The 26296-nt window shown below is 37.4% G+C and carries 22 protein-coding genes and 3 tRNA genes; 13 read left to right on the top strand and 12 right to left on the bottom strand.

Features of this window, described 5'->3' with window-relative positions; all coding sequences use genetic code 11:
• Positions 1-6: 6 nt before the first annotated feature.
• From NZD88_RS04850 to NZD88_RS04825, 6 genes are all read right to left on the bottom strand, one after another.
• Positions 7-807, bottom strand: coding sequence for an ABC transporter permease (locus tag NZD88_RS04850; RefSeq protein ID WP_259827845.1), 801 nt, complete (start codon positions 805-807; stop codon positions 7-9).
• Positions 800-1702: an ABC transporter ATP-binding protein gene (locus NZD88_RS04845; RefSeq protein WP_259827844.1), complete on the bottom strand. Its 903-nt coding sequence runs from the start codon at positions 1700-1702 to the stop codon at positions 800-802. Before NZD88_RS04845 ends, NZD88_RS04850 begins: the two co-directional genes overlap by 8 nt.
• On the bottom strand, positions 1702-2979 hold the full coding sequence (locus NZD88_RS04840; protein ID WP_259827842.1) for an erythromycin esterase family protein: 1278 nt from the start codon (positions 2977-2979) through the stop codon (positions 1702-1704). Before NZD88_RS04840 ends, NZD88_RS04845 begins: the two co-directional genes overlap by 1 nt.
• 336 nt (positions 2980-3315) lie before the next feature.
• Positions 3316-3389: transfer RNA gene (locus tag NZD88_RS04835), tRNA-Arg, on the bottom strand.
• Positions 3390-3421: 32 nt separating this feature from the next.
• A tRNA-Pro gene (locus NZD88_RS04830) sits at positions 3422-3496 on the bottom strand.
• Between the two features lie 31 nt (positions 3497-3527).
• Positions 3528-3612, bottom strand: a tRNA-Ser gene (locus tag NZD88_RS04825).
• Positions 3613-3747: 135 nt separating this feature from the next.
• Between NZD88_RS04825 and NZD88_RS04820 the strand changes: the two genes are divergently transcribed.
• The 4 genes from NZD88_RS04820 (at position 3748) to NZD88_RS04805 (ending at position 8290) form a co-directional block, all read left to right on the top strand.
• Entirely contained in the window at positions 3748-4773 is a 1026-nt protein-coding gene (locus NZD88_RS04820; protein ID WP_259827841.1) for an N-acetylmuramoyl-L-alanine amidase, read from the top strand.
• A gap of 69 nt (positions 4774-4842) precedes the next feature.
• Positions 4843-6243, top strand: coding sequence for an aspartate ammonia-lyase (aspA, locus tag NZD88_RS04815; RefSeq protein WP_259827840.1), 1401 nt, complete (start codon positions 4843-4845; stop codon positions 6241-6243).
• 18 nt (positions 6244-6261) lie between these two features.
• Positions 6262-7179: a glycosyltransferase family 2 protein gene (locus NZD88_RS04810; RefSeq protein WP_259827839.1), complete on the top strand. Its 918-nt coding sequence runs from the start codon at positions 6262-6264 to the stop codon at positions 7177-7179.
• 64 nt (positions 7180-7243) lie between these two features.
• Entirely contained in the window at positions 7244-8290 is a 1047-nt protein-coding gene (locus NZD88_RS04805; RefSeq protein WP_259827838.1) for a hypothetical protein, read from the top strand.
• Here NZD88_RS04805 and NZD88_RS04800 read toward each other — a convergent pair.
• The 6 genes from NZD88_RS04800 to NZD88_RS04775 all read right to left on the bottom strand — a co-directional run bounded on the left by NZD88_RS04800 (position 8283) and on the right by NZD88_RS04775 (position 17041).
• On the bottom strand, positions 8283-9782 hold the full coding sequence (locus NZD88_RS04800; RefSeq protein ID WP_259827837.1) for a lipopolysaccharide biosynthesis protein: 1500 nt from the start codon (positions 9780-9782) through the stop codon (positions 8283-8285). The two genes, NZD88_RS04805 and NZD88_RS04800, sit on opposite strands and share 8 nt — an antisense overlap.
• 9 nt (positions 9783-9791) lie before the next feature.
• Complete coding sequence (locus NZD88_RS04795; RefSeq protein WP_259827836.1) at positions 9792-10586, bottom strand: FkbM family methyltransferase; 795 nt, start codon at positions 10584-10586, stop codon at positions 9792-9794.
• 536 nt (positions 10587-11122) lie between these two features.
• Complete coding sequence (locus NZD88_RS04790) at positions 11123-11950, bottom strand: N-acetylmuramidase family protein (protein ID WP_259827835.1); 828 nt, start codon at positions 11948-11950, stop codon at positions 11123-11125.
• A gap of 157 nt (positions 11951-12107) precedes the next feature.
• A complete protein-coding gene (locus tag NZD88_RS04785) occupies positions 12108-13979 on the bottom strand; it encodes a hypothetical protein (RefSeq protein ID WP_259827834.1) in 1872 nt (623 codons plus the stop codon).
• Positions 13980-14259: 280 nt separating this feature from the next.
• Entirely contained in the window at positions 14260-15861 is a 1602-nt protein-coding gene (locus tag NZD88_RS04780) for a hypothetical protein (protein ID WP_259827833.1), read from the bottom strand.
• Positions 15862-16153: 292 nt separating this feature from the next.
• Positions 16154-17041: a T9SS type A sorting domain-containing protein gene (locus NZD88_RS04775; RefSeq protein ID WP_259827831.1), complete on the bottom strand. Its 888-nt coding sequence runs from the start codon at positions 17039-17041 to the stop codon at positions 16154-16156.
• A 256-nt stretch (positions 17042-17297) separates the two neighbouring features.
• Between NZD88_RS04775 and NZD88_RS04770 the strand changes: the two genes are divergently transcribed.
• The 9 genes from NZD88_RS04770 (at position 17298) to NZD88_RS04730 (ending at position 26294) form a co-directional block, all read left to right on the top strand.
• On the top strand, positions 17298-18143 hold the full coding sequence (locus tag NZD88_RS04770; RefSeq protein WP_259827829.1) for an energy transducer TonB: 846 nt from the start codon (positions 17298-17300) through the stop codon (positions 18141-18143).
• Between the two features lie 167 nt (positions 18144-18310).
• On the top strand, positions 18311-19084 hold the full coding sequence (locus tag NZD88_RS04765) for a ParA family protein (protein WP_259827828.1): 774 nt from the start codon (positions 18311-18313) through the stop codon (positions 19082-19084).
• A 70-nt stretch (positions 19085-19154) separates the two neighbouring features.
• The gene (locus tag NZD88_RS04760; protein WP_259827825.1) at positions 19155-20045 is read left to right on the top strand and encodes a ParB/RepB/Spo0J family partition protein; all 891 of its coding nucleotides are present in this window, start codon (positions 19155-19157) and stop codon (positions 20043-20045) included.
• Positions 20045-20704, top strand: coding sequence for a DUF5683 domain-containing protein (locus NZD88_RS04755; RefSeq protein ID WP_259827824.1), 660 nt, complete (start codon positions 20045-20047; stop codon positions 20702-20704). Before NZD88_RS04760 ends, NZD88_RS04755 begins: the two co-directional genes overlap by 1 nt.
• Positions 20705-20769: 65 nt before the next feature.
• On the top strand, positions 20770-21471 hold the full coding sequence (gene dapB / locus NZD88_RS04750) for a 4-hydroxy-tetrahydrodipicolinate reductase (protein WP_259827823.1): 702 nt from the start codon (positions 20770-20772) through the stop codon (positions 21469-21471).
• Between the two features lie 103 nt (positions 21472-21574).
• Positions 21575-23221, top strand: a complete 1647-nt coding sequence (lepB, locus tag NZD88_RS04745) for a signal peptidase I (RefSeq protein WP_259827821.1) — start codon at positions 21575-21577, stop codon at positions 23219-23221.
• Between the two features lie 61 nt (positions 23222-23282).
• Complete coding sequence (locus NZD88_RS04740) at positions 23283-23906, top strand: WbqC family protein (RefSeq protein WP_185194890.1); 624 nt, start codon at positions 23283-23285, stop codon at positions 23904-23906.
• An 89-nt stretch (positions 23907-23995) separates the two neighbouring features.
• On the top strand, positions 23996-25678 hold the full coding sequence (locus tag NZD88_RS04735) for a S8 family serine peptidase (protein ID WP_259827819.1): 1683 nt from the start codon (positions 23996-23998) through the stop codon (positions 25676-25678).
• 124 nt (positions 25679-25802) lie between these two features.
• On the top strand, positions 25803-26294 hold the full coding sequence (locus NZD88_RS04730) for a lipocalin family protein (RefSeq protein WP_169236029.1): 492 nt from the start codon (positions 25803-25805) through the stop codon (positions 26292-26294).
• Positions 26295-26296 lie beyond the last annotated feature (2 nt).

Genomic DNA, 26296 nt, shown 5'->3' with positions numbered 1-26296 from the left:
ATTTTTCTAAAAAACACCAACTATTTTTGACCACATTACCCCCTTTTTTCTAACAAACAGATAAAAACTTACTCCAGCAAAAACAAATACGGCAGCCATATTACAATAGTCCAATCTTCCAAAAGATATATTTTCGGTCAGTAAATTCTCCAGAAACCTGTAACCTCCCGTGTACACCAGAAAATCCGAAAACCTTTTCTCGTTAGCAAACCCTGAAAAAATCAGCATGAACATACTGAAGCCTATAGGATAAATAAAGCTTTTGAAAATAAGACTCAGAGCCAGCTGAATCATGGTGATCGCAGAAAGGGTGATAGAGAATTTTAAGAAAACATAAAATATCACCTCTCTGAAATCATAATTCTGAAATCCGAGCTCCGGGAAAATAACGCTGAAAAGATAGCCGCTCAGAAGAAAAACAAGGTAGGTCAAAATCATAGAAAACCAAACTGTCATCAGCATGAACAGGACTTTTGAAATGAATATTTTTGACTTTGAAACAGGCAGGGTGAAAAGTATTTTATAGTTATTGTTCCTGTACTCAACATCGCAACAGGCGTGAACGAAAAGAGAAACCAGGATAGGGTACAGCATATAAAGAAACATACACACCGTCCTCCCCAATATGAATTTCCATGGATTGAATTTTCCTTCTCCAGCTCCGCCTTCGGTGAGGATGTTGTAGATATTATAAAAGTCAATAGCGATGATAATAAGGGCGGGAAGCAGTAATATACCGAAGAGTTCCTTGCTTTTCGAAAGTTTATATTGTTCAGAAGAAAAGGCTTTATAGAAAGTATTAGTCATGGTTTTTAGAAATTAAATTAATAAAGATCTGTTCAAGATGAGTGCTTTGAGATTCTATATCATAAATCTCAATTCCGTTTTCAATCACTGTTTTTAAAAGTAAATTGAAATTTTTATCATCATTAGCCCTTACTGAAATCTTACCCGGACCGGGTTGTGAAACGGAAAAAGATTCATGCAGGGCTAAAGTTGCTTTTTCGGCATCATTTACTTTCAGGACCACTTCTTTTTCAACCTTATTCAAAAGTTCATTCTTGGTTCCCTGGAAAACCATTTTGCCGCCCTCGATGATTCCGATGTGTGTAGCTGTTTTCTCCAGTTCACTGAGAATATGACTCGAAAGGAAAATAGTTTTACCTTGCTCATTCAAATGCTGGAAAAGTTTTCTCATTTCAAAAATTCCCTGAGGGTCAAGCCCGTTCAAAGGTTCATCCAGAATCAGCAATTTAGGATCATGAAATATCGCCATGGCAATTCCCAGTCGCTGTTTCATACCCATTGAAAGGGCGCTGGCGTTTTTCTTCTTTTCCTTGTGCAGATCTACCAGTTCCAGAACCTCATCAATTCTTTTCCTTCCTTTTCCATAGATGATATCCAGATATTTTAAATTTTCAAAAACCGTCAGTTTCGTATAAAAACAAGGCGATTCTATCAGGTTTCCGGTTGAAGCAAGAATTTCTGTGCGGTTTTGTTTTAAACTTTTATTCTGAATAAATATTGTATCATCGGCTTCCTCCAAAAGTCCCAAAAGAAGCTTGATTGTAGTTGATTTTCCCGCTCCATTCCTTCCCAGATAGCCATAGATGCTTCCTTCCGGAACATTCAGGCTGATATTGTTTAAAATAGCCTTAGAACCTATGGTATAACTCAGGTCTTTAGTGGTAATACTTTCCATTATTTCTTGATTGGTGTTAAAATAGTATTGGTGTCTATGTAAAATATTCCGTCAAAAGAGCGGCTCCAGTTCTTTTTCATGTCCATTCTCTGGTTGATGGTGGATACAAATTCCTTCTTCAGGAATGAGTTTTCAGGAATGTTTCTCAGATTAAGAAAGAAATAGGGTGTTTTGGTCTGATGAAATAGGTTTTCAATCGCAAATTTCCCAGGCTTGTCATAGATATTCCCGGTTTCATTTCGCTGTGCATAGGATGAAAAATCAATGATATAAGATGCCTTTCCGTATTTATTCTTGATATAATAGCCAAGCGGGAGGTAATCTTTGCTGTATCTTTCTGCGAAAGTGTGAATGTTAGCACACCACACAATAACTTTTTTGTCTTTATAAACAGAATCGATGTGATGAATAAGATTTTTGGCCATCAGAGAATCCCTGAACTGCATACTAGGCATAGATCCCGGCTTGTATTTCCAGTTTTTGATCATGTTATCCTTGATGTCGTGAAAATATCGGGCATACATCATATTTTCAGGATTTTGATTCAATCTTAACACAGCCTGTTCAAGTGTTGTAATTTCCTGAAGAAATTCATTTTTTTGATTTCCTTTTAATATCTTGTTGACGTGCTTTGGGTAAATAAAATTATTCAGCTCATTGATATGCTTACTGAAAACAGGAAAACTTTTGACATTAATGTTGTTACGAATTAAAAAATCTTTTAGCAGCTTTCCGCGTCGTCCAGCGAGTGTGTTTCCTGAAAACTGGATATCAAAGCCTCCAATTTCAATAGGTGTGCCGGATGTTTTGGTTTTTTGATAATACCGGATCAGCGGTTGAGATTCCTTACCATCCCACCAGAAAGGGAAGAGTCCCAGGCCTCCAATGGAATCTGCAGGAACTTTAAGTTTATGATGATTCATTTCTTCGTTCATGATCCAGGTATCATACTGTCCTGCTTCATAGAGCACAATAGTATAGTCCAGGTTTTCATGAAGATATTTGATCAGTCTGCTTTTTGCTTCGAAGGTGGAGCCGTCATAATGAGTATTTTCTCCCAGCATCACCACCTTATTATCTTTTAAAATAGAATCAAATACTTTGAGGTCGCTGTTATCTCTGTATTCCATGGAGATACTTTTCACAGGATGTTTGTACCGCTCAACTTCCAACAGCTGTTCTTTTGTATCCTTCTCAGGAACTTTCTGGTATATCATTTTGTTGAGGACAAAAATGGCAAAAACAGAAATGATAAAAATGTACATGATTTTCTTCATGAATTACAATTTACAGGTTGCTGAATTTTTGTTTATTTTCCTTAATAGGTATTGTTTTAATAAACAATGTTACTCTCATGTGTGAATTATTTAGGGAGTGGACGAAAATAATGCCGAAAGATAGGATAGTGACTCATTGTCATTTAGCCTTTTGAATTGTAAAAAATAAAGATTGATATTTTGTTAAAGTAGAAAGTAGCGTAAATATAAAGTGGAAGAGGGGTAAATTGGAAATTTCCTTTGTAGATATTTTGATTTTAGAGGAGATGAGGTTTTGTAAGAAATGAAAAGGGATAAAAACAAAAAAGCTCACAATAAAAATTGTGAGCTTTTTTGTGAGCGCGTCAGGATTCGAACCTGAGACCGTCTGCTTAGAAGGCAGATGCTCTATCCAGCTGAGCTACGCACCCATTGAATAATTTTGTGAAAATTACTAAAACTGTCGGGGCGGCAGGATTCGAACCTGCGACCTCCTGGTCCCAAACCAGGCGCGATGACCGGACTACGCTACGCCCCGAAGTGTATATTGATAGTGTAAGAAAAAATAGCGGAGGGTAAGGGATTCGAACCCTTGCGACGCTTGCACGTCGACAGTTTAGCAAACTGCTCCATTAACCACTCTGGCAACCCTCCTTTTTTCTTATTTTTTAATGATCGTTGTTCCGTTATTGCGAGTGCAAATATAGAACAGATTTCTTTATTTACCAAATAAAATTCAAATAAAATTTGCGTATTTTTGAGGTGATAAATGGTTAAAAAAATAAACTGATGCGTAAGACATTATATATCATCGGATTAAGTACTTTTGTTTTTTCATGTACTTCCCAACAAAATGTAAAAAAAAATACCTACAAGCCGAAAACCCCGGTATCACAGGCTAAACCCGCAGTTAAAACTCCGGTGGCCGAAACGCCAAAACCTAAAATTACCAACGAGCATGGGGTAGAGTTTTTTACAACCAATCTCGCAGATCCTGCAAAAAATGATAATACGGCAAGCTATGGTTCTATCGTTTCAGCAAAACCAATGGGATATAAAGTAGTAAAGACTTACTTTCCTTCCATTGCACAGAACTTCAGACAGCGCTACCTTATATTACATTATACAGCACTTAATGACGAAAAATCACTTACTGCTCTTACCCAACAGGGCGTAAGCGCTCATTATCTGGTCAACAATACCGGAGACAATGAGATCTATCAGCTGGTAGATGAGAACAAACGTTCCTATCATGCAGGAGTAAGTGCATGGAGAAATGACAAAAACCTTAATGATACCTCAATAGGAATTGAGATTGTTAATACAGGATATACAGCTGATGCTACAGGCAAAAGAACATTTGCGGTTTTCAGTGATGATCAGATTAAGAAAGTGGCTGCACTTGCCAAAGATATTGTCATAAGATATCAGATTCCGGCAACGAATGTACTTGCCCATTCAGATATTGCGCCTACAAGAAAACAAGATCCGGGGCCAATGTTTCCATGGAAAAAGCTTTATGACGAATACCAGCTTGGGATGTGGTATGACGAAACGGCAAAGCAGAATTTCCTGACTTTGGCGCAGACGGATTTTTCGGTAAGATATGTTGATCCTTCTTTTATCTTTGTTGTTCAGACTGCATTGCAAAAATTCGGATACTATTTGGATCTGAGCGGAAAATGGGATGATGCAACGAAAAAAACAATCGAAGCCTTCCAGTACCATTTCCGTCCACAGAATTATGATGGGATCATGGACGCCGAAACATGGGCGATCCTTCAGGCTTTAAATCAAAAATATCCAGCGAAATAAAAATTCAAACGCATCGGTTAAGATGCGTTTTTGTTATATTCAAAAATAAAAACAGTTAAATTATCTGTAATGGAAAATTTCAGAAAAGAAAGTGATCTCTTAGGCGAACTCAATGTGCCTGCAGATGCTTATTACGGGGTACAGACGCAGAGAGCGATCGATAACTTTAAAATCTCAGGGCAGCTGCTGTCTTCCTATCCGGACTTTATCAAAGGTTTGGCTTTTGTAAAAAAGGCGGCGGCAAAAACCAATTATGAATTGGGTCTGCTTGATGAAAATCTTTATTTCAAAATAGCAGAAGCCTGTGATGAAATTGTAGCAGGGAAGTACCATGAACAGTTTCCTGTTGATATGATTCAGGGAGGAGCCGGAACTTCAATCAATATGAATGCGAATGAAGTGATTGCCAATATCGTTTTAGAAAAATTAGGAAAAAATAAAGGCGAGTACGAATTCTGTTCACCAAACGACCACATTAACCTTTCCCAGTCAACCAACGATGCCTATCCTACAGCGATCAAAATGGGACTGCTTCACATGAATATCGGATTGGTTGAGAGGCTTGAGAAAATTGTTGATGCTTTCCGTGCAAAAGGGAATGAATTCCATGATGTGATCAAAATGGGCCGTACCCAGCTTCAGGATGCCGTTCCAATGACTTTGGGACAGGAGTTTGAAGCCTATGCAGCCACTTTGGAAGAAGATATTTCTAAATTAAATAACAATGCCAATCTTTTCGTAGAAGTCAATATGGGAGCTACGGCTATCGGAACAGGACTGAACGCTCCGGTAGGTTATGCGACGCTTTGTGCCAAAAATCTGGCTCAGATAACTGGTTTTCCGGTTATTTCCGCACCCAATCTTGTTGAAGCCACACCGGATACAGGTTCATATGTGATTTATTCTTCTGCTACAAAACGTCTGGCTGTAAAGCTTTCCAAAATCTGTAATGACTTAAGATTGCTTTCTTCAGGTCCAAGGGCAGGATTATTCGAGATCAATCTTCCTCCTATGCAGCCTGGATCATCTATTATGCCAGGAAAAGTAAATCCTGTTATTCCGGAAGTAGTGAATCAGGTGTGTTTTAAAGTATTTGGAAATGACCTTACCGTAACCTTTGCCGCGGAAGCAGGACAACTACAGCTTAACGTAATGGAACCTGTACTTTCCCACGCGATCATGGAAAACATCAATTTCCTTTGCAATGCATTGGATACGCTTCGTGAAAAATGTGTGGTAGGAATTACAGCGAACAAGGAAATCTGCCTGAACATGGTGAAACACAGCATCGGTATTGTAACCGCATTGAATCCTTACATCGGATACAAAAAGTCTACAGAGATCGCAAAAGAAGCTTTGGAAACCGGAAACAGTGTTTATAATCTTGTTTTAGAGAAAGGTATTCTTTCCCAGGAGAAATTAGATGAAATTCTAGATCCTAAAAACATGCTGAAACCGCATAACAAATAAATAAACCAGAATTCATGAATGATAAGTGATAATAAATACATCATTTATCATTCATTATTCATCATTGATCAATTTAAAAAAGTGAGGTTCTTAATCATCATTCCTGCTCATAACGAAGAAGAAAATCTTTCATTCACTCTGGATTCTTTGCAGCAACAAAGTTTCAGAGATTTCAAAACTGTGGTTGTGAATGACGGCTCTACAGATAGAACAGCGGAAGTGATCAGGAAATATACAGATCATGACGCCCGTTTTGAAACGGTGGATCTTCAGAAATCGGCACATCAGCCAGGTTCTAAAGTTGTGAATGCCTTCAAAAACGGACTGAAGACTCAGAATGTGGACGAATTTGATGTCATCTGTAAATTTGATGCAGACATTATTCTTCCGGGCAATTATCTGGAAACACTAGAAAGTGCTTTTAAAAAAAATCCGGAATACGGGCTTGTTGGCGGGTTATTGTATGTAGAGAAAGACGGAAAATGGGTGTATGAAGGCAATTCAAATAAACAGCATGTAAGAGGGCCTATGAAAGCCTACCGCAAAGAATGTTTTATACAGATCGGTGGCTTGAGGGAAACACTGGGTTGGGATAATATTGATTCCATTCTGTTGGAAAATCAGGGCTGGAAAGAAATTGTTCTTCCCGAACTTCAGGTAAAACTGATTAAAGTTAAAGGAGCAGACTATACGATCAGGCCCGCAGACTACTACGGAAGGTATTTTTACTTTTTAGGACTGAATAGATTCCTGGCTTATATTGCCTCTTCAAAAGAAGCGGCAAAGAGCAGATCCATATCTTTTTTCTTTAACATCATTAAAGCTTACGAAGCCTGTAAAAAAGAAAAACGGGAACTGAAAATCTCAAAAGAAGAGCAGCAAGCCATCAACAATAAACGCTGGAAAACGCTGAAGAAAAAATGGCTGAACATGTAAAAAAGATAGATTGACATCCAGCCAAACCTCTTACCTTTGCTAATCCCTAATCCCTAATCCCTAATTGAAAAAAATCGCCTACATAGAAATAGATACCCACGCAGAAATTGCGCAGGCTTTCATGGATATTATGAAGGATTCTTCGGACTTTAGTGTAGATTATTATTTTTCTAAAAAGATTAAAGATATAGTGGAAGAGACCGGAGAAACTGTATTTTTATCTGACAGTTCTATGATCATGGAGCAGTTGAAGTTAAAAAAATATGACCTGATTATTATTGGGACGGTTCACCGGTATTTCAACACTTTTCATGCATTGGTTCAAAAGTATAATGCAGCTGTTATTGTTCACAATATCAATTTTTCAGTAGCCTCAAAAGGGGCTCTGATGAAGAGTATTTTCAAGGGAGATCTTGTGTACCGGCTGAAATTGTGGTGGAAAGAAGGTTTATTTTACACATCGAAGACCTATCGGAATGCCAAAAGCCTGTTGATACTGGACGACGAACTTTCATCAGATACTTATAAATTCCTGCCTCTTTTTTATAATGAACCTATTGAAAAACAGGAAAATAAGGGTCTTGTCGTTGTTGTTCCCGGGGGAGTTTCTCAAAAAAGGAGAGATTACAATCGTGTTTTTAAAATAATTCAACATTTAAAAACCGGTGAAAAGTGTGAATTCATATTTCTGGGGAAAGCTAAAGATGACGAACTGAAACAGCTTGAAAAACTGTCGCAAAAACTTCCTGAAAATGTTTCCATACAGTATTTTTCTGACCGGGTTTCGAATACTGATTTCCAAAAAGGCATGGAGAAAGCAGACGTTTTATGGTGTCCTATTCAGCAGAAAGCAGAATTTTTCAGCAGGGAAGAAATTTATGGGCGTACAAAAATGACCGGAAACCTAGGAGATACCATCAAATATGGTAAAATTGCCGTTTTTCCTAAAGACTATCCGTCGAAATTAGAATTTATTATTCCTGAGAAGGAAAATATAGTAGAGCAGTTTAAAGAGCTTAAAAACACCCGTTTCGATTTCCAGAAAAATTACAGCAAAAAGGCAGTGCTGAAAAAGCTTGAAGATGTTCTGTCAGGCTTAGTTTCTATTTAAATTTAAAAATACTCTTAATAAATTTTACATTTACATAATCCTCAATCGGGAAAACTTTAGTGAAATGATTTCCGATATAGATCAAGATCAAAACAACAGCTGGTTTGTATACTAAGTTGATGAAATTATTATTGAAAGTAGGTAAAACAATGGCGACTGTTATCGCTAAAGTACAGATAATCGAAACGAAAATCATCTCAATCGTCAACGGAGAAACTTTAAATACAAAATAATTAAATACAATTTTCACCACATTATAAGTGGTGAGAGAAATAGCGGTTGACAAAGCAACACCAATCAATTTCAGATCTGTATTTGTTAGAAAATAAAAGTTCAAACCAATAGTGAGTCCTGCAAGAAGAAGCATGACCAGAATATTGAATTTATAATACTTGGAAAGTGAAATGATATTTCCGTTAAACCCTGTTGCTAAATCAACTAAAACAGCGGATCCCCAAATCCAGACTACAGGTTCATATTCTCTTAACATGACTCCGTTTTTTGGCATAAAATGAGTCAGATAGGGGAAGCCTACCATAATGCATGAAAACAGGACCGCCCCTAAAAAATATAAAGATAGAGATGTCTTTTTATGAAATCGGTCAAGTTCCTCCATATCACCATCAGCCAATGTCTTACTGATAATCGGGGCAGAAATATTAAACAGTCCCAGCTGTGGAACAGAGATTAATGAAATCAGAGCATACAGAATAGAGTAGATTCCAACCTCTTCCATTCCCAGAAATTCTCCAATCATAAAATTGTTGATGGCAAGATAATTACCAAAAGTTCCTAAAAATCCAAAGAAACTATAAGCTACAAATTCCTTATAAAAATGATCTTTTTTAAAATATTCCGTACTAAAATCAAATTGAATTTTTTCCAGCTTGTTCGTGTAAAAAATATAACCAATAAACATTAGAAAAAACATTCCGAAGAAAAATAGCAATGCTGTTTTTTCAGGTATTGATGAGGTTGCCGGATAGTGTGAAACTAAAGATATGAAAATCAGGAAAGCGCCCAGATTAGCGATTTTTGGAAAAAGATTATCGAAAATGTTTGAAACAACAATTCTCTTATAATTTGAAATATACTTATTGAAAATAGCACAAAATGAAAGCATTAATGTAAGAGGAAGGATGATTTCCTTAATCTTCCATGCTTTCATATTCTTAAATCCCGGAAAAATATAGGGGAGCAGAAAAAAAACGAACAAAAACAAAATGAAATTGATAAAAACTGCAGCCAGCGAAAGCGAAAGCATATTGTGCCGTTTTCCATCTTTATCTACTTTGTTGAAAAACTTCACATTGGAATAAGAAATCCCAAAAACTACAAAAGGAACCAGCATTTCTGCTGTTGGCATGATGTATCTTAATGTTCCGTAGAACTCAAGATTATTTGTGAAAATAAATATAGAAAAGGTTCCCAGTAAAAAACCAATATAACCTATGATGGAATATTTGAAGCCCTGTCTCGCTACTACACTCATAATGTTCTTTTAATGGTTTTTTGGCGTAAAAATAATATTGTTTATATAGCTGGTTTTATTTTTTTCATCGTTTGTATTGTGCAGTAAAATCTCTTCCGTCAGAAGTTCCAGCTTAAAACGGTCACGGTTAAGATATTTTGCTTCGTATCCCCAGCTTTTTACTTCAGAAATATCATTCCAGATGGGATTGTCATGATGTCTCTGTTCCATTTCGACCATTAATGTCGGAAGAAACTGTTTGATAATTTTTTTAGCGCCGGAAAGGGTTTTCATTTCATTTCCTTCCACATCTATTTTGATGAAGTCCAGTTTGTCGAAGTGCTCTATAGCAGCCCATTCATCCAGTTTAATCACCTTTACCTTTTCGGTATAGCTTTCCTCTTCACCTTTTTCTTTGTATAATGTGTTTAAAGTTCCACGGGAAGCAATCTGTTTGCCGTTAATAATCGGAACCTTAAATTCAGCGGTCGTGTTTTCATCAGAGAGAGCCAGGGGGAATACTCTCATTCTTGGGAAAAGCCTTTTCAGACGTCGGTAAAGCTTTTTGTTCGGTTCAAAACCATAAATATTTTCATGATTCAGTTTGCTTTCCAGTTGATAAAGAAAAGTCCCGACATTGGCCCCGATGTCCAGTATTACAGCATTTTTGGGAAGGTACTCTTTGATCCATACCAGTTCCGGTTCTACATTCCGTGCCGAAAAATTAGCTTGAGTAAGATGGTTTAAATTTTTAAAATATCTTTTCTTGTAAAAACTCGGACTTATATATTGTAGTTTTTCTGCAATTTGTTGATATAAAGACATCCCTGATTGTTTGACGAAAGGCAAAGATAAGCAAAAATGTTAAACTAATGTTAAAAAAGCATAAATATAACCGTTTGATTATCAATTAGTAACTGAAAAGTGTCGATTTGTAAAAAATTGAATTTTAGCTGATTGAAGCTTTGTTATAAAAACGATTCCGGAAAACCTGTTTCAAAATGTCCTTTCTTTTTAATAGGATTGAATTAATGATGAAAAGAAGGGTTGTTTAAATTCGTAATGCGATATCCACTACATTTTTTTGCAACCACAAAAGACACGAAAGTTTTTTAAGCACTTCAGTTATTTAAGTTTAAAAGCCTTACAAAAAGAAGATCATTTAAGTTTTTTGAAAATCAAATATTTTCATAACGAAAGGAATACGTCGGCCCTTAGTTCCCCTCCCACGGAGGGGTGGCGAAAATTCAAAGAATTTTTGACGGGGTGGTTTACAGCAGCTATAAAAACAAAATCCCACAGATCCCACAAAATTCTCTCCGAAATCTGCGTCATCTGTGGGAAATAAAAAAGTTAATTATTTAATTTTGAGAATATTTGGCGTAAGCCTTAGCTAGTTTTTCATCATATTTATTTTCCCTGTATCCTGCTCCGTTATAAAGCTTTGCAAAGCCCGCCCAGTTTTTATTTCTGAGATGAACAAGGCAGTTATTTTTCTCCAGAAATTTCCCAAATGCTTTCAAATGGGCACCCTCATTGAGTTCCATTTGCGAAACAAAGTGATGAACATCGCTATAGCCTAAATTTTTAGCGTGATAGCCCATGATCTGAAAACTTCCCCATGAAGCAGAAGACAATGCGGCCTCTTCGAAGTTCGGACTATTGTCGAGGCTGATGGCTTCACTGAGTCTGTCATATTCTTTCACACCACCCTGATAATGCACTCTGGTCCATTTCGGATAAAGAACGTTCTGGCTGTTTGAATTGTAATAAGAATTAGGATCGATACCTCTTTTCTTAAGTTCATTCCAGAAAACATGACCTTCAAACAGAATTTTAGGTTTATTATTGATCAAAAATCCTTTTCCGCTGCTTTCAATTTCGTTCACAGCTTTTACGGCAGCGAGTTCCAGATTGTATTCATCTGCAAAATTAACAAGGTCGCTCTCTTTCAGGAATTTATCGGTCTGGTTTACAGGTCTTTCATCTTTTTCAAGAAGAACGGACCAGGTTTTTACCCCAACGATTCCGTCTACAACCAAAGAATTTTTACTTTGGAAATCCTTCACGGCTGCATCTACTTCCAGGGTGAATGAATCCGAGATCTTAATGTCGTATCCAAGTTGGTAAAGGATCTCACATAAGGTGAGTACTTCCGGTGCTTTTGTATAATGTTTTAAAAGTCTCATGGTAATGTTTTTTATAAGTGAATAGTGAATAGTGAATAGTGAATAGTGAATAGTGAATAGTGAATAGTGAATAGTTTTAGATATGTATCAAAATTTGAAGTCTAAAGTCTCATCTCTCATGTCTGACATCTGGCATCTGGCATCTGAAGTCTAGCATCTAATTAACCGGTATTCGCGGCATTCTCTCGCAAATCATTCCGATCAGAAAGAACGACTTAAATTTGACTTCTTCCCTCTGGAGTTTATATTCCAGGTTAATAGGCATTGCGCTGGTAACGCTGAAACTCTGATTTAAGATGGCGTAATCATCGATTCTCAGTTCAATACTGTACTCGCCGAGAGGGATGAGTTGATTGATTATACCGGCTTCATTGCTTTCGATCTCAAAGATCCGGTTGTTGTTCGTCCCTTTAATGGAAATAGCGCATTTATAGATGGGGTCGCTATTAATTTTATCCGAAACTCTGAATTGTACAACAGCACCTGCAGACGGTAATGGAATAGGGGTGGGAATTGGTGTCGGAGTTGGAATAGTAGGGAACTTAGGGTCCCATGAACCCCAGGGTACTTTAATGGGGGTGGCTGGTTGGGGCGCAGGCTGTACCGGACTTGCTCCATGAGGAACCGGATTCAGCGGTGTTAAGTTTTTAATAGTGTTAATAAGGTTTCCCATGTTCGTTTTACCGGCGAAGGAAGCATTGGCTGTTGTTTTCATTGTTTCTAAAGGTTCCGATTCCACAGCGGTTCTGGCAGTAAAACCATTAATAACCGTTGCTTTTTGAGCTCCTGCAATAGCTGTTTTCTTAGCTAAATAATTAAATTGGTCAGACTTGATGGTTTTTACATTGGTGATCGCTTTCAGAAACCTTTGATTATTATTTTTGTTGACAAAAACCTGTTGCTTCATCACCATCGGTCCGAAATAAACAAGTTGCTCGTTATTGCTGACACTGGTACTGATAATAGACGGGTCCAGAATCACTTTCAGATTTTTGATCAGAATCATGGTTTTCGGAAAAGCCGGAAGCTTAAAATCGTTGGAGATGGTCTGTCCGTCTGATATTTTTTTAGGTTCTTTCCATTCAAAATAATCCGACAGCATAAAATTTTTATTGAACCAGTTTCTTTTTAAATGCACGAAAGAATAGTCTACTTCCACAGCCTGGATCATGCTTTCATCATAATCTATAGATAAAATCTCAGAAGGAATATTTTCATTGCTGTTTTTCGCCTCAGAATGAAGTCCCTCCAGTTCAGATTTTTCAATGCGCATGCTGTTCCATCCGGATTCATTTTCCATGAAATCATATGGAATAAAATTGATATCGTGGATTGAAGAATTGCTGATCACATCCGTTTTCTCAGCGGCCTCAAAAGTATGTTTCGCATTCTGTGCCATGGCAAGATAGAGGTCAGCATCAGAGGATTTGTTGATCCTTGCCAGTTCCTTTTCAATGCTGTCTTTACTTCCTTTAACCTTCCATTCAGAAAAAGCCAGCTCTTTCAGATTATTCAGGTTGATAAGCGTGTCGTTCCAGTTGCTTTTTTCTTCTTCAGTGTCAAGTCCGTCCAATACCATCAGATGGTCTGTTATTTTATTAACGGCCTCTTCAAATAATGTTCTGTATTTTTTATAAGCTTTAAATTCCTTGGTGTCACTGTTTTTAGCATCAAAAAGAACCGTGCTTTTGTTGTCCAGGACTTTGTCCAGATTTTCCTCCAGATTTTTCAGGTTGTTTTTGTCCAGAATATCTCTGTAGATATCAAATAAAGAATTGTTAGGATTCAGATCCCAGAAATTCTGAGAAATAGGAACAGAGTTTAGCTCATAAGCAACGTTCTGTTTTTTAATGATAGAAAGTGCTTTTTTCTGTTCATCGTTCAGCAGACTCTGAGGTTTCAGGAGCTCCAGTTCCTCATTATCATATATCCGAAGAGAGGGGCAGATCATAGGCAGGTCATTTTCCATCGAACTCTGCGACATATAGATATTCTTAAGCTTCTGGTAAACGGCTACAAAATATTTCATGGTTATAGTTTTTAGTTTAGGTGAATAACCGGCAGAAAAAACTTCTGCCGGCTATTCTTATTGAGAAGGATATATAAGTAATCTCAGTTTGGGTTAAAGAAAATGATATTAATGAGTTGGAATTTTGAAGAGGAAGGCTGGAAGTTACTCCTGAACATTTATATTGAACAGATGCCGTAAAATTTATAAAGTAGTCTTAATAAAATAATAAAACTGCACTATCGTTGTATTTTAGGATTCCAGTAACTTCCCTCTTCCGGCTTCAAACTTCATTACCTCATTATGATTTTCCGTCTGCCCATTTTTTGATCTCCGGATTCGGGTTGGGAGATTTAGGGACAATATGGCATTTGTATCCGATGATGTAAATTCCTTTTGAGACCAGCTTTTTGCCTTCCCATTCATAGGTGGATTTTACATTCTGGTTATCGTAGCTATAGTTTCCTCCGATCACGAAAGGTCCTATTCCTACTGCACCACCACCGGATACTGAATTTTTAGCCTCAGTGTATGCTGAGCTGCTGTCTTTAAAATTCAGAGAAACATCTTTTGCAATAATCAGTTCCGTGATGATAGACGGCATTAATCCTTTGCCTTTTCCATCACTGATCATGTCACCGTTTAATGTTTGTGGAGACTGTTCGTGAAGTTTCCAGTATTTAGATTCTATAAACTGTTGATTGAACCAGCCTCTTTCCACTCTTACCTTTCCGATTTTGAAGGAAATATCCATGCTGGTATAATCAGAATTGATCTTGGTCTTTTCATTTTTTCCTCCCGCTTTGGCTCCGATAGAGAATAATCCCATGCTGAAACCTCCGGCAGCACCCCAGTTGTGGATAGATTTAGAATAATCATAATTTGATTTTCCTTGTGAGATAGAGATTTCGGGCCAGCCTTTCGATTCCCTTAATGCGTTGGCTGCAACCGGAATACAAGGAGAATAGTTGGTGTAATCTAAAATTCTGGTCCTCTGACTGTTTCTGAATTCTGCCTGAATCCTTTTCTTGATCACGAGCATATGCTTTTCTTCAATTTCGCTCAGATAATTTTGAATTCTTTCCACAGCTTCCTTGTAGCCTAAAGACTGCCATGCCTTTAAAGCGGCTTCTTCCCGCTTTTTCATGTTTTTTCCGTCAATAGAAACCTTAGCCATAGCATCGGTGTCCCCGTTGTCTGCAGCCACTCTGATTTCGTTGTTCGCATCTACGATATCATAATACTTCATCTGATACTCTACATATTTAGCATAAGTAGGCGCTACAAAAGTGTGGATCAGCTCAGGCTTGTTCAGGTCATCTACCGGAGCATTCTCGTCAAAATCAGGATTCTTTACCTTTTTGATTTTGAATAATTTATCTCTCAGAGAATCAAGTTTCTTTTCTACTTTTTGATCAAAATCCGTGTCAACAACTACAGACCACTGCAAAAGATCCTCGTATACTTTTGAAACCCTCTTTTGGGAATCATTCATAATCGTGATCGCTCTTCCTTTTCCGTCTTCAGTAAGGGGAGGTAATTGGGAAGGAATAGCGTCGGTCATCGCTGCGAACTGCTCCATCTGAAGGTATTTTTTGAATTTGCTGTTAGATAAAGCATTTTGGTAGGCCTCCATATCGATTTTCGGATTTCCGTTGGCGTCCAGAATAGGTTTTCCTGTTCCGTCCAGCATTGGTTTTGGAGAAGGTGCATCTCCGAAAAGTCCGTTCAGCGCATAATCGAAAGTATCTTCAGAAAGTGTAATCCCTACCGGATCAAAGGCAATGAAATCATCGGTTCCTAAAGATTCCGGATTTCCACCGTTGGTTACCGTGTCATAGACTTGCTTTAAAAGCATACTCATTAATGAATTTGTTTTTGCTTCTTGAGTTAAAGTTGGCATAATTATAAGTTTTTAAAATTTTCTTTGCTTACTCTTTTTGGTTTTCAGCATCCCCGATTTTCTATAGTACAAATGTATTTCAGTGGTGTGAGTAAATCAACAGTGTTTTTCCTGTTTTTAAGGTGTGGTTTTCACTGTTTTTTAATTTATGTTGAATTTGTTTTAAATTATGTGTGTTATTTTTATCAAATAATTGTTGTTAGAATACTGATGGAGCAGTGGTATTCTACAATGGAGTACAAAAAATCACCCCGGTAAGAGAGGTGATTTTTTTTAAGTTCAATAAATGGTTTTATTTTTTCAGTAGCTTTATGGGTTGCTTCCTGTCACCGTCTTTTACAGGAATCAATAAATAGAGTCCGGGATACCAATCTGAAGCATTCATTTCAAAATCGGTAGCTTGTCTTGGAATACTTTCTGTTTTTATTAATTTCCCTGAAGCATCATAAATTTCTAAAATCAAACTTTTAAAATCATTATGGCTAAGTTTTAATAATAATTTGTCTTTTACCGGATTTTCTTTAACTATAATTTCACTGGTGAAAATTCCTGATTCGCTTGTTTTTAAAACAGCTCCGGAATTCAGAATGATTTGCCATGAAGAAATATTACTTGTATCACCTGCGCCATAATCGTAAATAATCAATGTCCAGTCACCACTGATTTGTTTTCCCGTTAAAAAAGTGCTCATACCCACAATATTATGGGTAGGATACTTTGCTGACCCGATCGTTGGGATATAGTTACCTGCCGGAACATTTTGAGAATCTGTTAAACTTGCGGCATCAATAGGATTGGAATTGGCAGAATTAAAACTTAATACGTTCGCGGGAAGAAAGTTGGATGAATCTCCACAGCTGTTGTTATTGGTGGAAGTTCCTATTCTTCTTATCAGTGTAATGGCGTCTCCCGAAGGGCTGATAATATCTGCAGCGACGTCTCCCAGCCAGGTTGCGTTAAGAGAAAGATTGAATGTGATCTTTGTAGGATCAGCGATAGTACCTGCAATAGGAATGCTTATCGTGGACATGTGAACGCCCGGCTGTACATTGGCGCCGCAGTCTCCAAGTCTGTTGATCCCATCTACAGCGGATGTAGCTGTCGTATTCTGATAGGTTTGTGCATGGATTTTAATACAGAATAAAAATACCAGACAGATTGTAAATTTTACAGTTTTCATGTTAGTGTTGTTTTTTGGTTAAAGTTTATTTTTTAAATCTTTGGTAAACCTACACATAGCATATAATTATTTTACAAGTGTTTTCACCCTTTTAATACAGTGAAACGGCTTTTTATTAAATATTTCATATAATTCGTTAAATAATTAACATTTATGTATTTTTTTGGCAGGATTGTTGATTGAGATTTTAAACTTTTTGCAAAAAGCCATTAAAACTAATAATCACTGATTTTAACAGTTTAAATATTTAATAGTGATGAAACACCTAAACCAAAATCAGGAATTTCGTTTCAACGAAGTTCTTTTTGAGCACCGCAACAAAGAATACGGAGCTTATGCATTAAGAAATGAATCAGATAGAATACTAACCAAAGCACTTTTTGTGGGAGTAAGCTTATTGGCTGCCATTTCAATAACGCCCCTTGTAATTTCGGCGTTTACAAGCGAACCGTCTTTTCACGTACCTGTAGACGGGCCTCCAGTAGTTATTAAACTAAAAAAGGTTGATGATCAACAGAGGCCACCTGTAGAAATTGTAAAGCCTGTTCAGCCTGTTGCTCCGCCAAATGTGAAACAAGTGGATACTTCTGTGCCCACACCTAAAAGTGATGCAATAGAGCCAATTAAACAGAATAAACCTAAAGATGCAATTCCTGGACTGATCGATAACCTGAAAGGAGATCCTGTAAAATCTGATAGCTACCTTCCTCCTCCTCCTGTTATAGGGACTGGGCCGGTTATAAAGGATACTCCTGCACCAGCTCCAAAAGTGGATGATAATCATATAGCAAATAAAGGAGAACTAAGTGCAGAAGCAATATTTCCAGGAGGGCTTGAGTCATTCAGAAATAAAGTGATCAATAAATTCGACGGTTCAGGATTTGACGGAACCGGAGAAACAATGAGAACAGTGGTTACTTTTGTTGTAGAAAAGGACGGAACTATTTCCGGAATTAAAGCGGATGGTAAGGATGCTGAATTTAATAAAGAAGCGATCAGAACCATTAAAAGTATCGGAGGAACCTGGAAAGCTGCTAAAAATAAACAAGGCGAAACCGTAAGAAGTTATTTCAAATTTCCAATCACAATGAACTTTGAATAATTGAGATAAAAAAGCAAATCTTAATAGTTATCCACAAAGAATTTTTTTTGTGGATAATTTTTTTAATTGTTAAACTGTTTATTAACAATACTTTAACTCAATTTTGAATTTCGCCACTCCTATAGAGCAAAGAAAAAAGTGTATTTTTGACACCTAAAGTTCTAATAATGGCAAAAATCATAGGTATCGCTAATCAAAAAGGTGGAGTTGGAAAAACGACCACAGCTGTAAATTTGGCGGCAGCATTAGGGGTATTGGAAAAAAGAATACTCCTTATCGATGCTGACCCACAGGCTAATGCAACCTCAGGGCTTGGTGTAGATGATGTTCAGTACTCTACATATAATCTATTGGAGCACAGCGCCGATACAAGAACCTGTATCAAAAGAACAGCTTCTCCCAATCTGGATATCATTCCTTCACATATTGACCTTGTTGCAGCAGAAATTGAGCTCGTGGATAAAGAAAACCGTGAGTACATGCTGAAGAAAGCACTGGCAGAGGTGAGAGACGATTATGATTATATTATTATCGACTGTGCACCGAGTTTAGGGCTTATTACAGTCAATGCGCTTACCGCAGCAGATTCTGTGATTATTCCGATTCAGTGCGAATATTTTGCATTGGAAGGATTAGGTAAGCTTTTGAATACCGTGAAAAATGTACAGAAGATCCATAATAAAGATCTTGGGATTGAAGGCCTTCTTCTTACCATGTACGACAGCAGATTGAGATTGTCAAACCAGGTCGTTGAAGAAGTGAATTCACATTTCCCTGACATGGTTTTCGAAACAATCATCAGCAGAAACGTAAGGTTAAGTGAGGCACCTAGCTTCGGAGAAAGTATCCTTAACTACGATGCAGAAAGTAAAGGAGCTATCCAGTACATTCAGCTTGCAGAAGAAGTTCTGTTGAAGAACGAAAATTTAGTAAAAAATTAATTTAATAATAAATGGACAATAAGTGAATGGGTGATCATCACTTATCAATTATCATTTATCAATTATATCTATGAAGGACAAAAAAAGAGCTATGGGACGCGGTTTAGGCGCTATTTTAAGTGCTGAATCCAAAGCGAGTATCAACTCCGCTACCGATGAAGGAGCAGATAAGTTTGTAGGAAATATTGTAGAGGTAGCCCTTGAAGATATTTATCCGAATCCTACCCAACCAAGAACTTATTTTGATGAAAAAGCATTAAACGAACTTGCTCTGTCAATCAAAAACTTAGGGGTAATCCAGCCAGTTACCTTAAGGAAAGACGGTGAGAAATTCGAAATCATATCAGGGGAAAGACGTTACCGTGCAAGTAAAATTGCCGGACTTTCGACGATTCCTGCTTACATCCGTTTAGTAAACGATCAGGAGCTTCTGGAAATGGCTCTTGTTGAAAATATTCAGAGAGAAGATCTTGATGCTATAGAGATTGCCCTTACCTATCAGAGACTTTTGGACGAGATCGGTCTTACCCAGGAAAATCTTAGCCAGAGAGTAGGGAAGGACAGAAGTACCATTACCAACTCTATCAGGCTATTAAGGTTAAATCCTGATATTCAGAACGCGATCAGAAGCGGTGAAATCTCTGCAGGACACGGAAGAGCTATCATCAGTCTTGAAAGTGAAGAACACCAGCAGATCCTATTTGACCTGATCATTAAAGAAAAACTCAATGTACGTCAGGCTGAACAGGCCGCGACAGCATTGAAGAATCCTAAATCACCGGCAGCGAAAAAAATAAATGCTGAGCTTTCCAATAATTTTAAAAGAGCCCAGAAAACAATCGCTGATATTTTAGATGTAAAAGTAGAGATCAAAACCTCCGGAAACGGTAAAAAAGGTAAAATCGTTCTGGACTTCAAAAATGAAGAAGAACTGGAATATATTTTATCCCATATTAAATAATGAAGAAAATATTTTTCACATTTTTTTTGTACACTTTTGCTTTCGCTTATTCGCAGGTAACGCCCAGCGATACAGTTCGTGTAGGCCCACTTCCTAAGGATAGTGTTGCAGTTGTGACTCCATCTGCAAAGCCGGCAAAACCTGTAAAAACAGAAGCTAAGATTATTCAGGATCTTGAAAATGCCAACGGTCCCACAAAGAAAACCATCAAACTGAATCCTACCAGAGCCGGACTGTATTCTGCAGTATTACCGGGACTTGGGCAGTATTACAATAAAAGGTATATCAAAATCCCTATTGTTTGGGGGGCTATGGGTGCTGGTATTGGATACACGCTGTGGAGCAATAACCAGTACAAAAAATATAGAGAATATTACGTAGCAAAACTTAATGGAACGCCAAACGAATTTGTAGACAGTCATCCGTGGCTGGATAAAAAGGCTTTTGGAAATGCTCAGGACAGATATAAAAGACAAAGAGATTACGCAATAGCGATTACAGGTCTGATCTACATCCTAAACATCGTAGATGCAGTGGTAGATGCCCATCTTTACGAAAGCCGCCATGACCCGGATCTTACTTTTAATCCTACAGTGATCCAGGATCAGTACGGGATTTCTACTCCGAAAACAGGCGTAAGTTTAAGTTATAGATTTTAAAACAAATTTTTAATAAAGTTGATACCAACCTTAGGGTTAAGGATCATTATAAATAAAGACATCACATGAGAATAGCATTAGTTGGATACGGTAAAATGGGAAAGATCATTGATGAGATCGCACAGAAGAGAGGTCACGAAATAGTAGCCCGCCTGAAAGAGACTCCATCCGCTGAAAATCTTAATAATCCGGATGTAGCTATTGAATTTTCACTTCCTGAAGTGGCATTTGACAATATCAAAGCTTGTCTTGAACATAAAATTCCGGTCATCTGCGGTACCACAGGTTGGCTGGAGAAAAAAGAAGAAGTTGAAAATATTGCTGCAGATAACGACAGCGCTTTCTTATACGGTTCAAATTTTAGTTTGGGTGTAAATTTATTTTTTGCCCTTAACGAAAAAGTAGCCGATATTATGAAAAATGTGGATGAATATTCATGCCAGCTTGAAGAAATTCACCACGTTCATAAAAAAGATGCACCCAGTGGAACCGCAATTTCAATTGCTGAAGGAATCATCAAAAATAATCCTAAATTTAACGCCTGGAAGCTGGAAGAAACGCAAGATCAGGAACTGGGAATTTTTGCTATTCGTGAAGACGAAGTTCCAGGTACCCACAGCGTTTATTACAAGAGTGAAGTTGATGAAATTGAAATCAAACATACAGCCTTCAACAGAGACGGGTTTGCACTCGGAGCTGTAGTGGCGGCAGAATGGATTAAAGATAAAAAAGGAAATTTCACAATGAAAGACGTTTTGGGGCTTTAATTTGTAACAAACACGCTAAATAGTAAACTAATAACAGGTAATGATGTTATCATTTATTAATCATCATTGATCATTTATATTATCAGAATAGGCACAAAAAACTATGAATTATTTTTTAACTTATACAGTATATGTTCTCATTTTGTCTGTACTGATGGGAATTTCCACTTGGAAACTGTTCAAAAAAATGGGACACAATCCCGTATTTGCATTTATACCTTTCTATAATTATTTCCTTATTTTAAAGGAAACGGAACATCCAAAATGGTGGGCTATCCTGTCCTATCTTCCGATAGTAGGACCTATTATGATGTCTGCTTTCCATATTTATTTAATGAAGAAATTTGGAAAATCTCTTTTCAAGGACCAGTTGCTTACCGTAATCCTGCCGTTTATCTATATGGCGACAGTGAACTACTCTAAAGATGCTGAAATAGAAGATGAAAATGCCAACGACCTGTTCATTACCGATGATGAGAAAATGGCAAAAAAGAAAGATACCTTCATCGGATCTATCACTTTTGCGGTGGTTTTTGCAACCATTATCCATGTTTTTGTAACCCAGCCATTCGGGATTCCTACAGGATCCATGGAAAGAACACTTCTTGTAGGTGATTTCCTTTTTGTGAACAAATGGAGCTACGGATACAGAATGCCGATGCGTCCTGTTGCCATACCATTCCTTCAGGGGACTATTATGGATACAGGACAGAAAGGAAATCCAAAAGATGATGCAAAATCATATGTTGATGGTATAAAACTTCCTTATACCAGAATCTTCCAGTTCAGCAAGCCTCAGAAAAATGATGTTGTAGTATTCAACTATCCTAGAGACTCCGTACATACTGCGATCGACAGAAAAGATCCATACGTTAAAAGATGTGTGGCCACTGCCGGTGATACTTTTGAAATGAGAGCTGGAAGACTTTTTGTTAATGGAAAACCGGAAACCGTTTTAGGCGATCAGGAAGTACAGCACAGATATATTGTCAATACAGGAAGCCAGTTGGATATTCCTGCTCTATATAACACCTATGGGTTCTTACCTGTACAGGAGATCCAGGATGAAAAAGGTTATATTTATGCTTTTCAGGGCTTGACCGATAAAACCGCTAAAGAGATCAAACAGCTTCCTCAGGTCATTGATATGAAAGAGGATGTTACTCCTAAAGGAGAAGCTGCAGTATACTACAGAGACGAAGCCAAAACAAAAATTGATACCACTCAGTCGATCTTCCCGATCAATCAGCCTTGGAACCAGGATTGGTATGGCCCACTGAGGATTCCTAAAAAAGGGGATGTAGTAGCAGTTAATACTCAGACGCTTCCGCTATACCAGTGGATTATTTCACAATACGAGCACAACAGCCTTGAGACAAAGAACGGAAAAATCTTTATCAACGGAAAAGAAGCAAATAATTATACGATTCAGCAGGATTATTATATGATGGTAGGAGACAACAGAGATGCATCATTGGATGCGAGATTCTTTGGTTTCGTTCCGGAAGAGAATATTGTAGGAAAGCCAATGTTTACATGGATGAGCCTTCAGGGAGCTTTCAAAGACAGCAGCTCTACATATCAGGCACCGTTCAAAGTCCGTTGGGATAGAATGTTTAAAGCAACCAACACAGGAGAAGCTAATAAAACTTCATACTGGTGGGTAGCTGCCATGATCCTTATCCTGTTTTTCGGATGGGAATATTTCACAAAATTATTCGGAAAAAAGAAAACGGAAGACAAAGCATAATTTAATTTAAAACTTAAAGATAGAATGAAGTATTTGAAAAAATACTTCATTTTTTAATATGATGAACATGACAAATGTATTATTACCGGTATTTTATATGCCCCCGATTTCATGGTTTTCAGTGTTTTTAAATCCTGAAAATGAGATTATATTTGAACAGTTTGAGAGTTTCCCTAAGCAGACCTATAGGAGCAGAGCCAATATCTATGGGGCCAACGGAAAGCTTTCTTTAATCATTCCTGTCAATCATAACGGTAAAAAAGAATTCAAAGATATTGAGATCTCTTACAGGGAAGACTGGAGAAGCCTGCACTGGAAATCCATCAAGACCGCGTATCAGAGCTCGCCGTACTTTGAATATTATGAAGATAAGTTTAAGAAAATCTTCGATCTGGAAGAGAAATTTCTCCTTGATTTCAATCTTAAAGTATTAGAAATCATCCAGCAGATCCTGAAAACGGAAAAGGCACAGTCTTTGAATGTAGAATATATCAAAAATCCTGAAAGCATTAATTTTAGAGAAAAGTTTTCGGCTAAACTTCCTTCTGAGTTTCAAATGGAAGAATATTACCAGACCTTTTCAGACAAATTAGGGTTTTTAGAAGATTTGTCAATTTTAGATCTTATATGTAACAAAGGACCTGAATCTCTGACTTATATAAAAAATATTAAACAATCATACTGACATGAAATCGCCGTTAACGAAATTCTAGGGATATAAACCAATGAATATGGCGAGTGCATATAATTTTAGAAAAAAATAAATATCAACATATGAAAAAGGTATTATTAGCAGCTGTTTTTTTTGCAGGCTTTAGTTTCTCTTATGCTCAGGAAGCTCAGGCTAAGAGCATTGATCCAAAAGAAGACAAAGATCTCATGACTTGGTACCATAAAGACTTTTCGGGAACAAAAGTATATGGTGTAAATACAGCAAACGCATATAAATATTTAGAATCCAAAGGCCTTAAACCTAAAACTGTTGTTGTAGGAGTTTTAGATAGCGGTGTTCAGGTTGATCATCCGGGTCTTGTAAAGAACGTATGGTCAAATCCTAATGAAGTTCCCGGAAACGGAAAAGATGATGATGGAAACGGGTATATCGATGATGTACACGGTTGGAACTTTATCGGTGGGAAAAATGGCGATATTGATATCGACAATATGGAAGTAACGAGAGTTGTTGCTAAATATAAGCCGGTTTTTGAAGGTGATGATTCTGCAAAAAATAAAGCAAACCAGGCGAAAATGCCGGAAGAGTTTGCGATGTATATGAAATCGAAAGAGCTTTTCAATAAAAAAAGCATCGATGCAAAACAAAACTTACAGACTTACACGATGATCAACAGCATCATCCCCAATATGGTGAAGCTATTAGGGGGTAAGCCTGTTACTGCAGAAACTTTACAGGGAATCAAACCTCCAACGGATCAGAAAGATGCTATTGCACTTAATGTTCTTGGACAGGTTTCTCAATCCCCTGAATTCAAAGGAAAATCTTCCGCTGATTTCGAAAAATTGATGAAAGAGCAAATGAAGGAAGCGATCGATCATTTTGCACCACAATCCAAGCAGTACGATCTGAGCTATGATCCGAGAAAAGAAATTGTAGGAGATAACTACGACGACTATTCTGAGAAAAGTTATGGAAACAACCACTATGAAGGACCTGATGCAGAACACGGAACACATGTTGCGGGTATCATTGCAGGTCTTCCACAGGGAAAAGAAATTCAGTATGGTGTAGCTTCCAAAGTAGCTAGGATCATGTCTGTAAGAACTGTTCCTAACGGAGACGAAAGAGATAAAGACGTTGCCAATGCGATAAGATATGCAGTGGATAATGGAGCTAAAGTTTTAAATATGAGCTTCGGAAAACCAGTATCTCCGGGGAAAAATGTAGTGTGGGATGCCTTCAAATATGCTGAAGAGAAAGGGGTGCTTTTAGTAAAAGCAGCAGGTAACGAAAATGAAGACGTAGCTGAGCATCTTGCTTTCCCTACCAACTTTAAAAACGTTACAGATGAAAAACCGTTTGTCAACAACGTACTGGTTGTAGGAGCAAGTACTAACAGAAATAATGAATTAAGAGCGGATTTCTCTAACTATAACAAGAAGATGGTCAATGTTTTCGCACCGGGAGAAGAAATTTATTCTACCGTGCCTAAAAATGAATATAAATATCTTCAGGGAACTTCTATGGCATCACCTGTAGTAGCGGGAGCAGCGGCTGTATTATTAGCCTATATGCCTAACCTGAAGCCTAACCAGATTATTGAAGCCCTTGTAAAAAGCAGCAACCTGAGTTCAGAAAACAAATTTCCTGAGTATTCTCAGGCCGGAGGCGTGATAGATCTTCAAAAAGCCGCAGAGTATGCGTACACGAATTTCTACAACGGGAAATCTTCAACGAGTAGTAAGCCTGCGAAATCCATAAAAAAGGCTGTTAAAAAATAGTATATCTCCCTGTATATAAGGAGAAACCATTTAAAGTCCGAAAATTTCGGACTTTTTTTATTTTTATTTTTCAATTTGGCACGGTTTTTTGTAACTTTATAATAACAAAATAATAAACAACAAAATGAAAAAGTTACTACTTGCAGGGATGATCGGAACATCACTTTTTGCAGTGTCTTGTTCCTCAGTGAAAAAAGCAGAAACATCACAAAACCAAAGAGTTGAGTACTTGAAATTAAAAGGCGACTGGCAGATTGTTAGCGTTGATTATGAAAAAGGACTCAAAATCAAGCCTTTTGACGAAGGTGCAGATGCTCAGTGTTTTGTAGGAAGTCATTGGAGATTAATTCCTAATAACTACACCGGTGCCTATACTTTAAACGGAGGTGGAGCTTGCCCAAGCCTTACACAGCCTATTAAATTTGAAGTAAAAGATGGCAATACTTTCTTGTTTAAAAAAATCGCTGCGGGAACTAAAGCTAAGCAAAATACTGTAGGATATTCTTTAACAATTACCAACCAGTCTACAGATCAGTTTTCACTTGTACAAAGCGTTCCTTTCGACGGAAGCACAGTACAGGTTGTTTACAACTTCCAGAGAACAGGAATGAAATAATT

Origin of the sequence: Chryseobacterium pyrolae (assembly GCF_025153485.1) — a bacterium.
In the GTDB taxonomy this organism is placed as follows: Bacteria; Bacteroidota; Bacteroidia; order Flavobacteriales; family Weeksellaceae; genus Chryseobacterium; species Chryseobacterium antibioticum.
The sequence above is the reverse complement of the archived record's forward strand: the minus strand, read 5'-3'. Positions and strand labels throughout refer to the sequence as shown.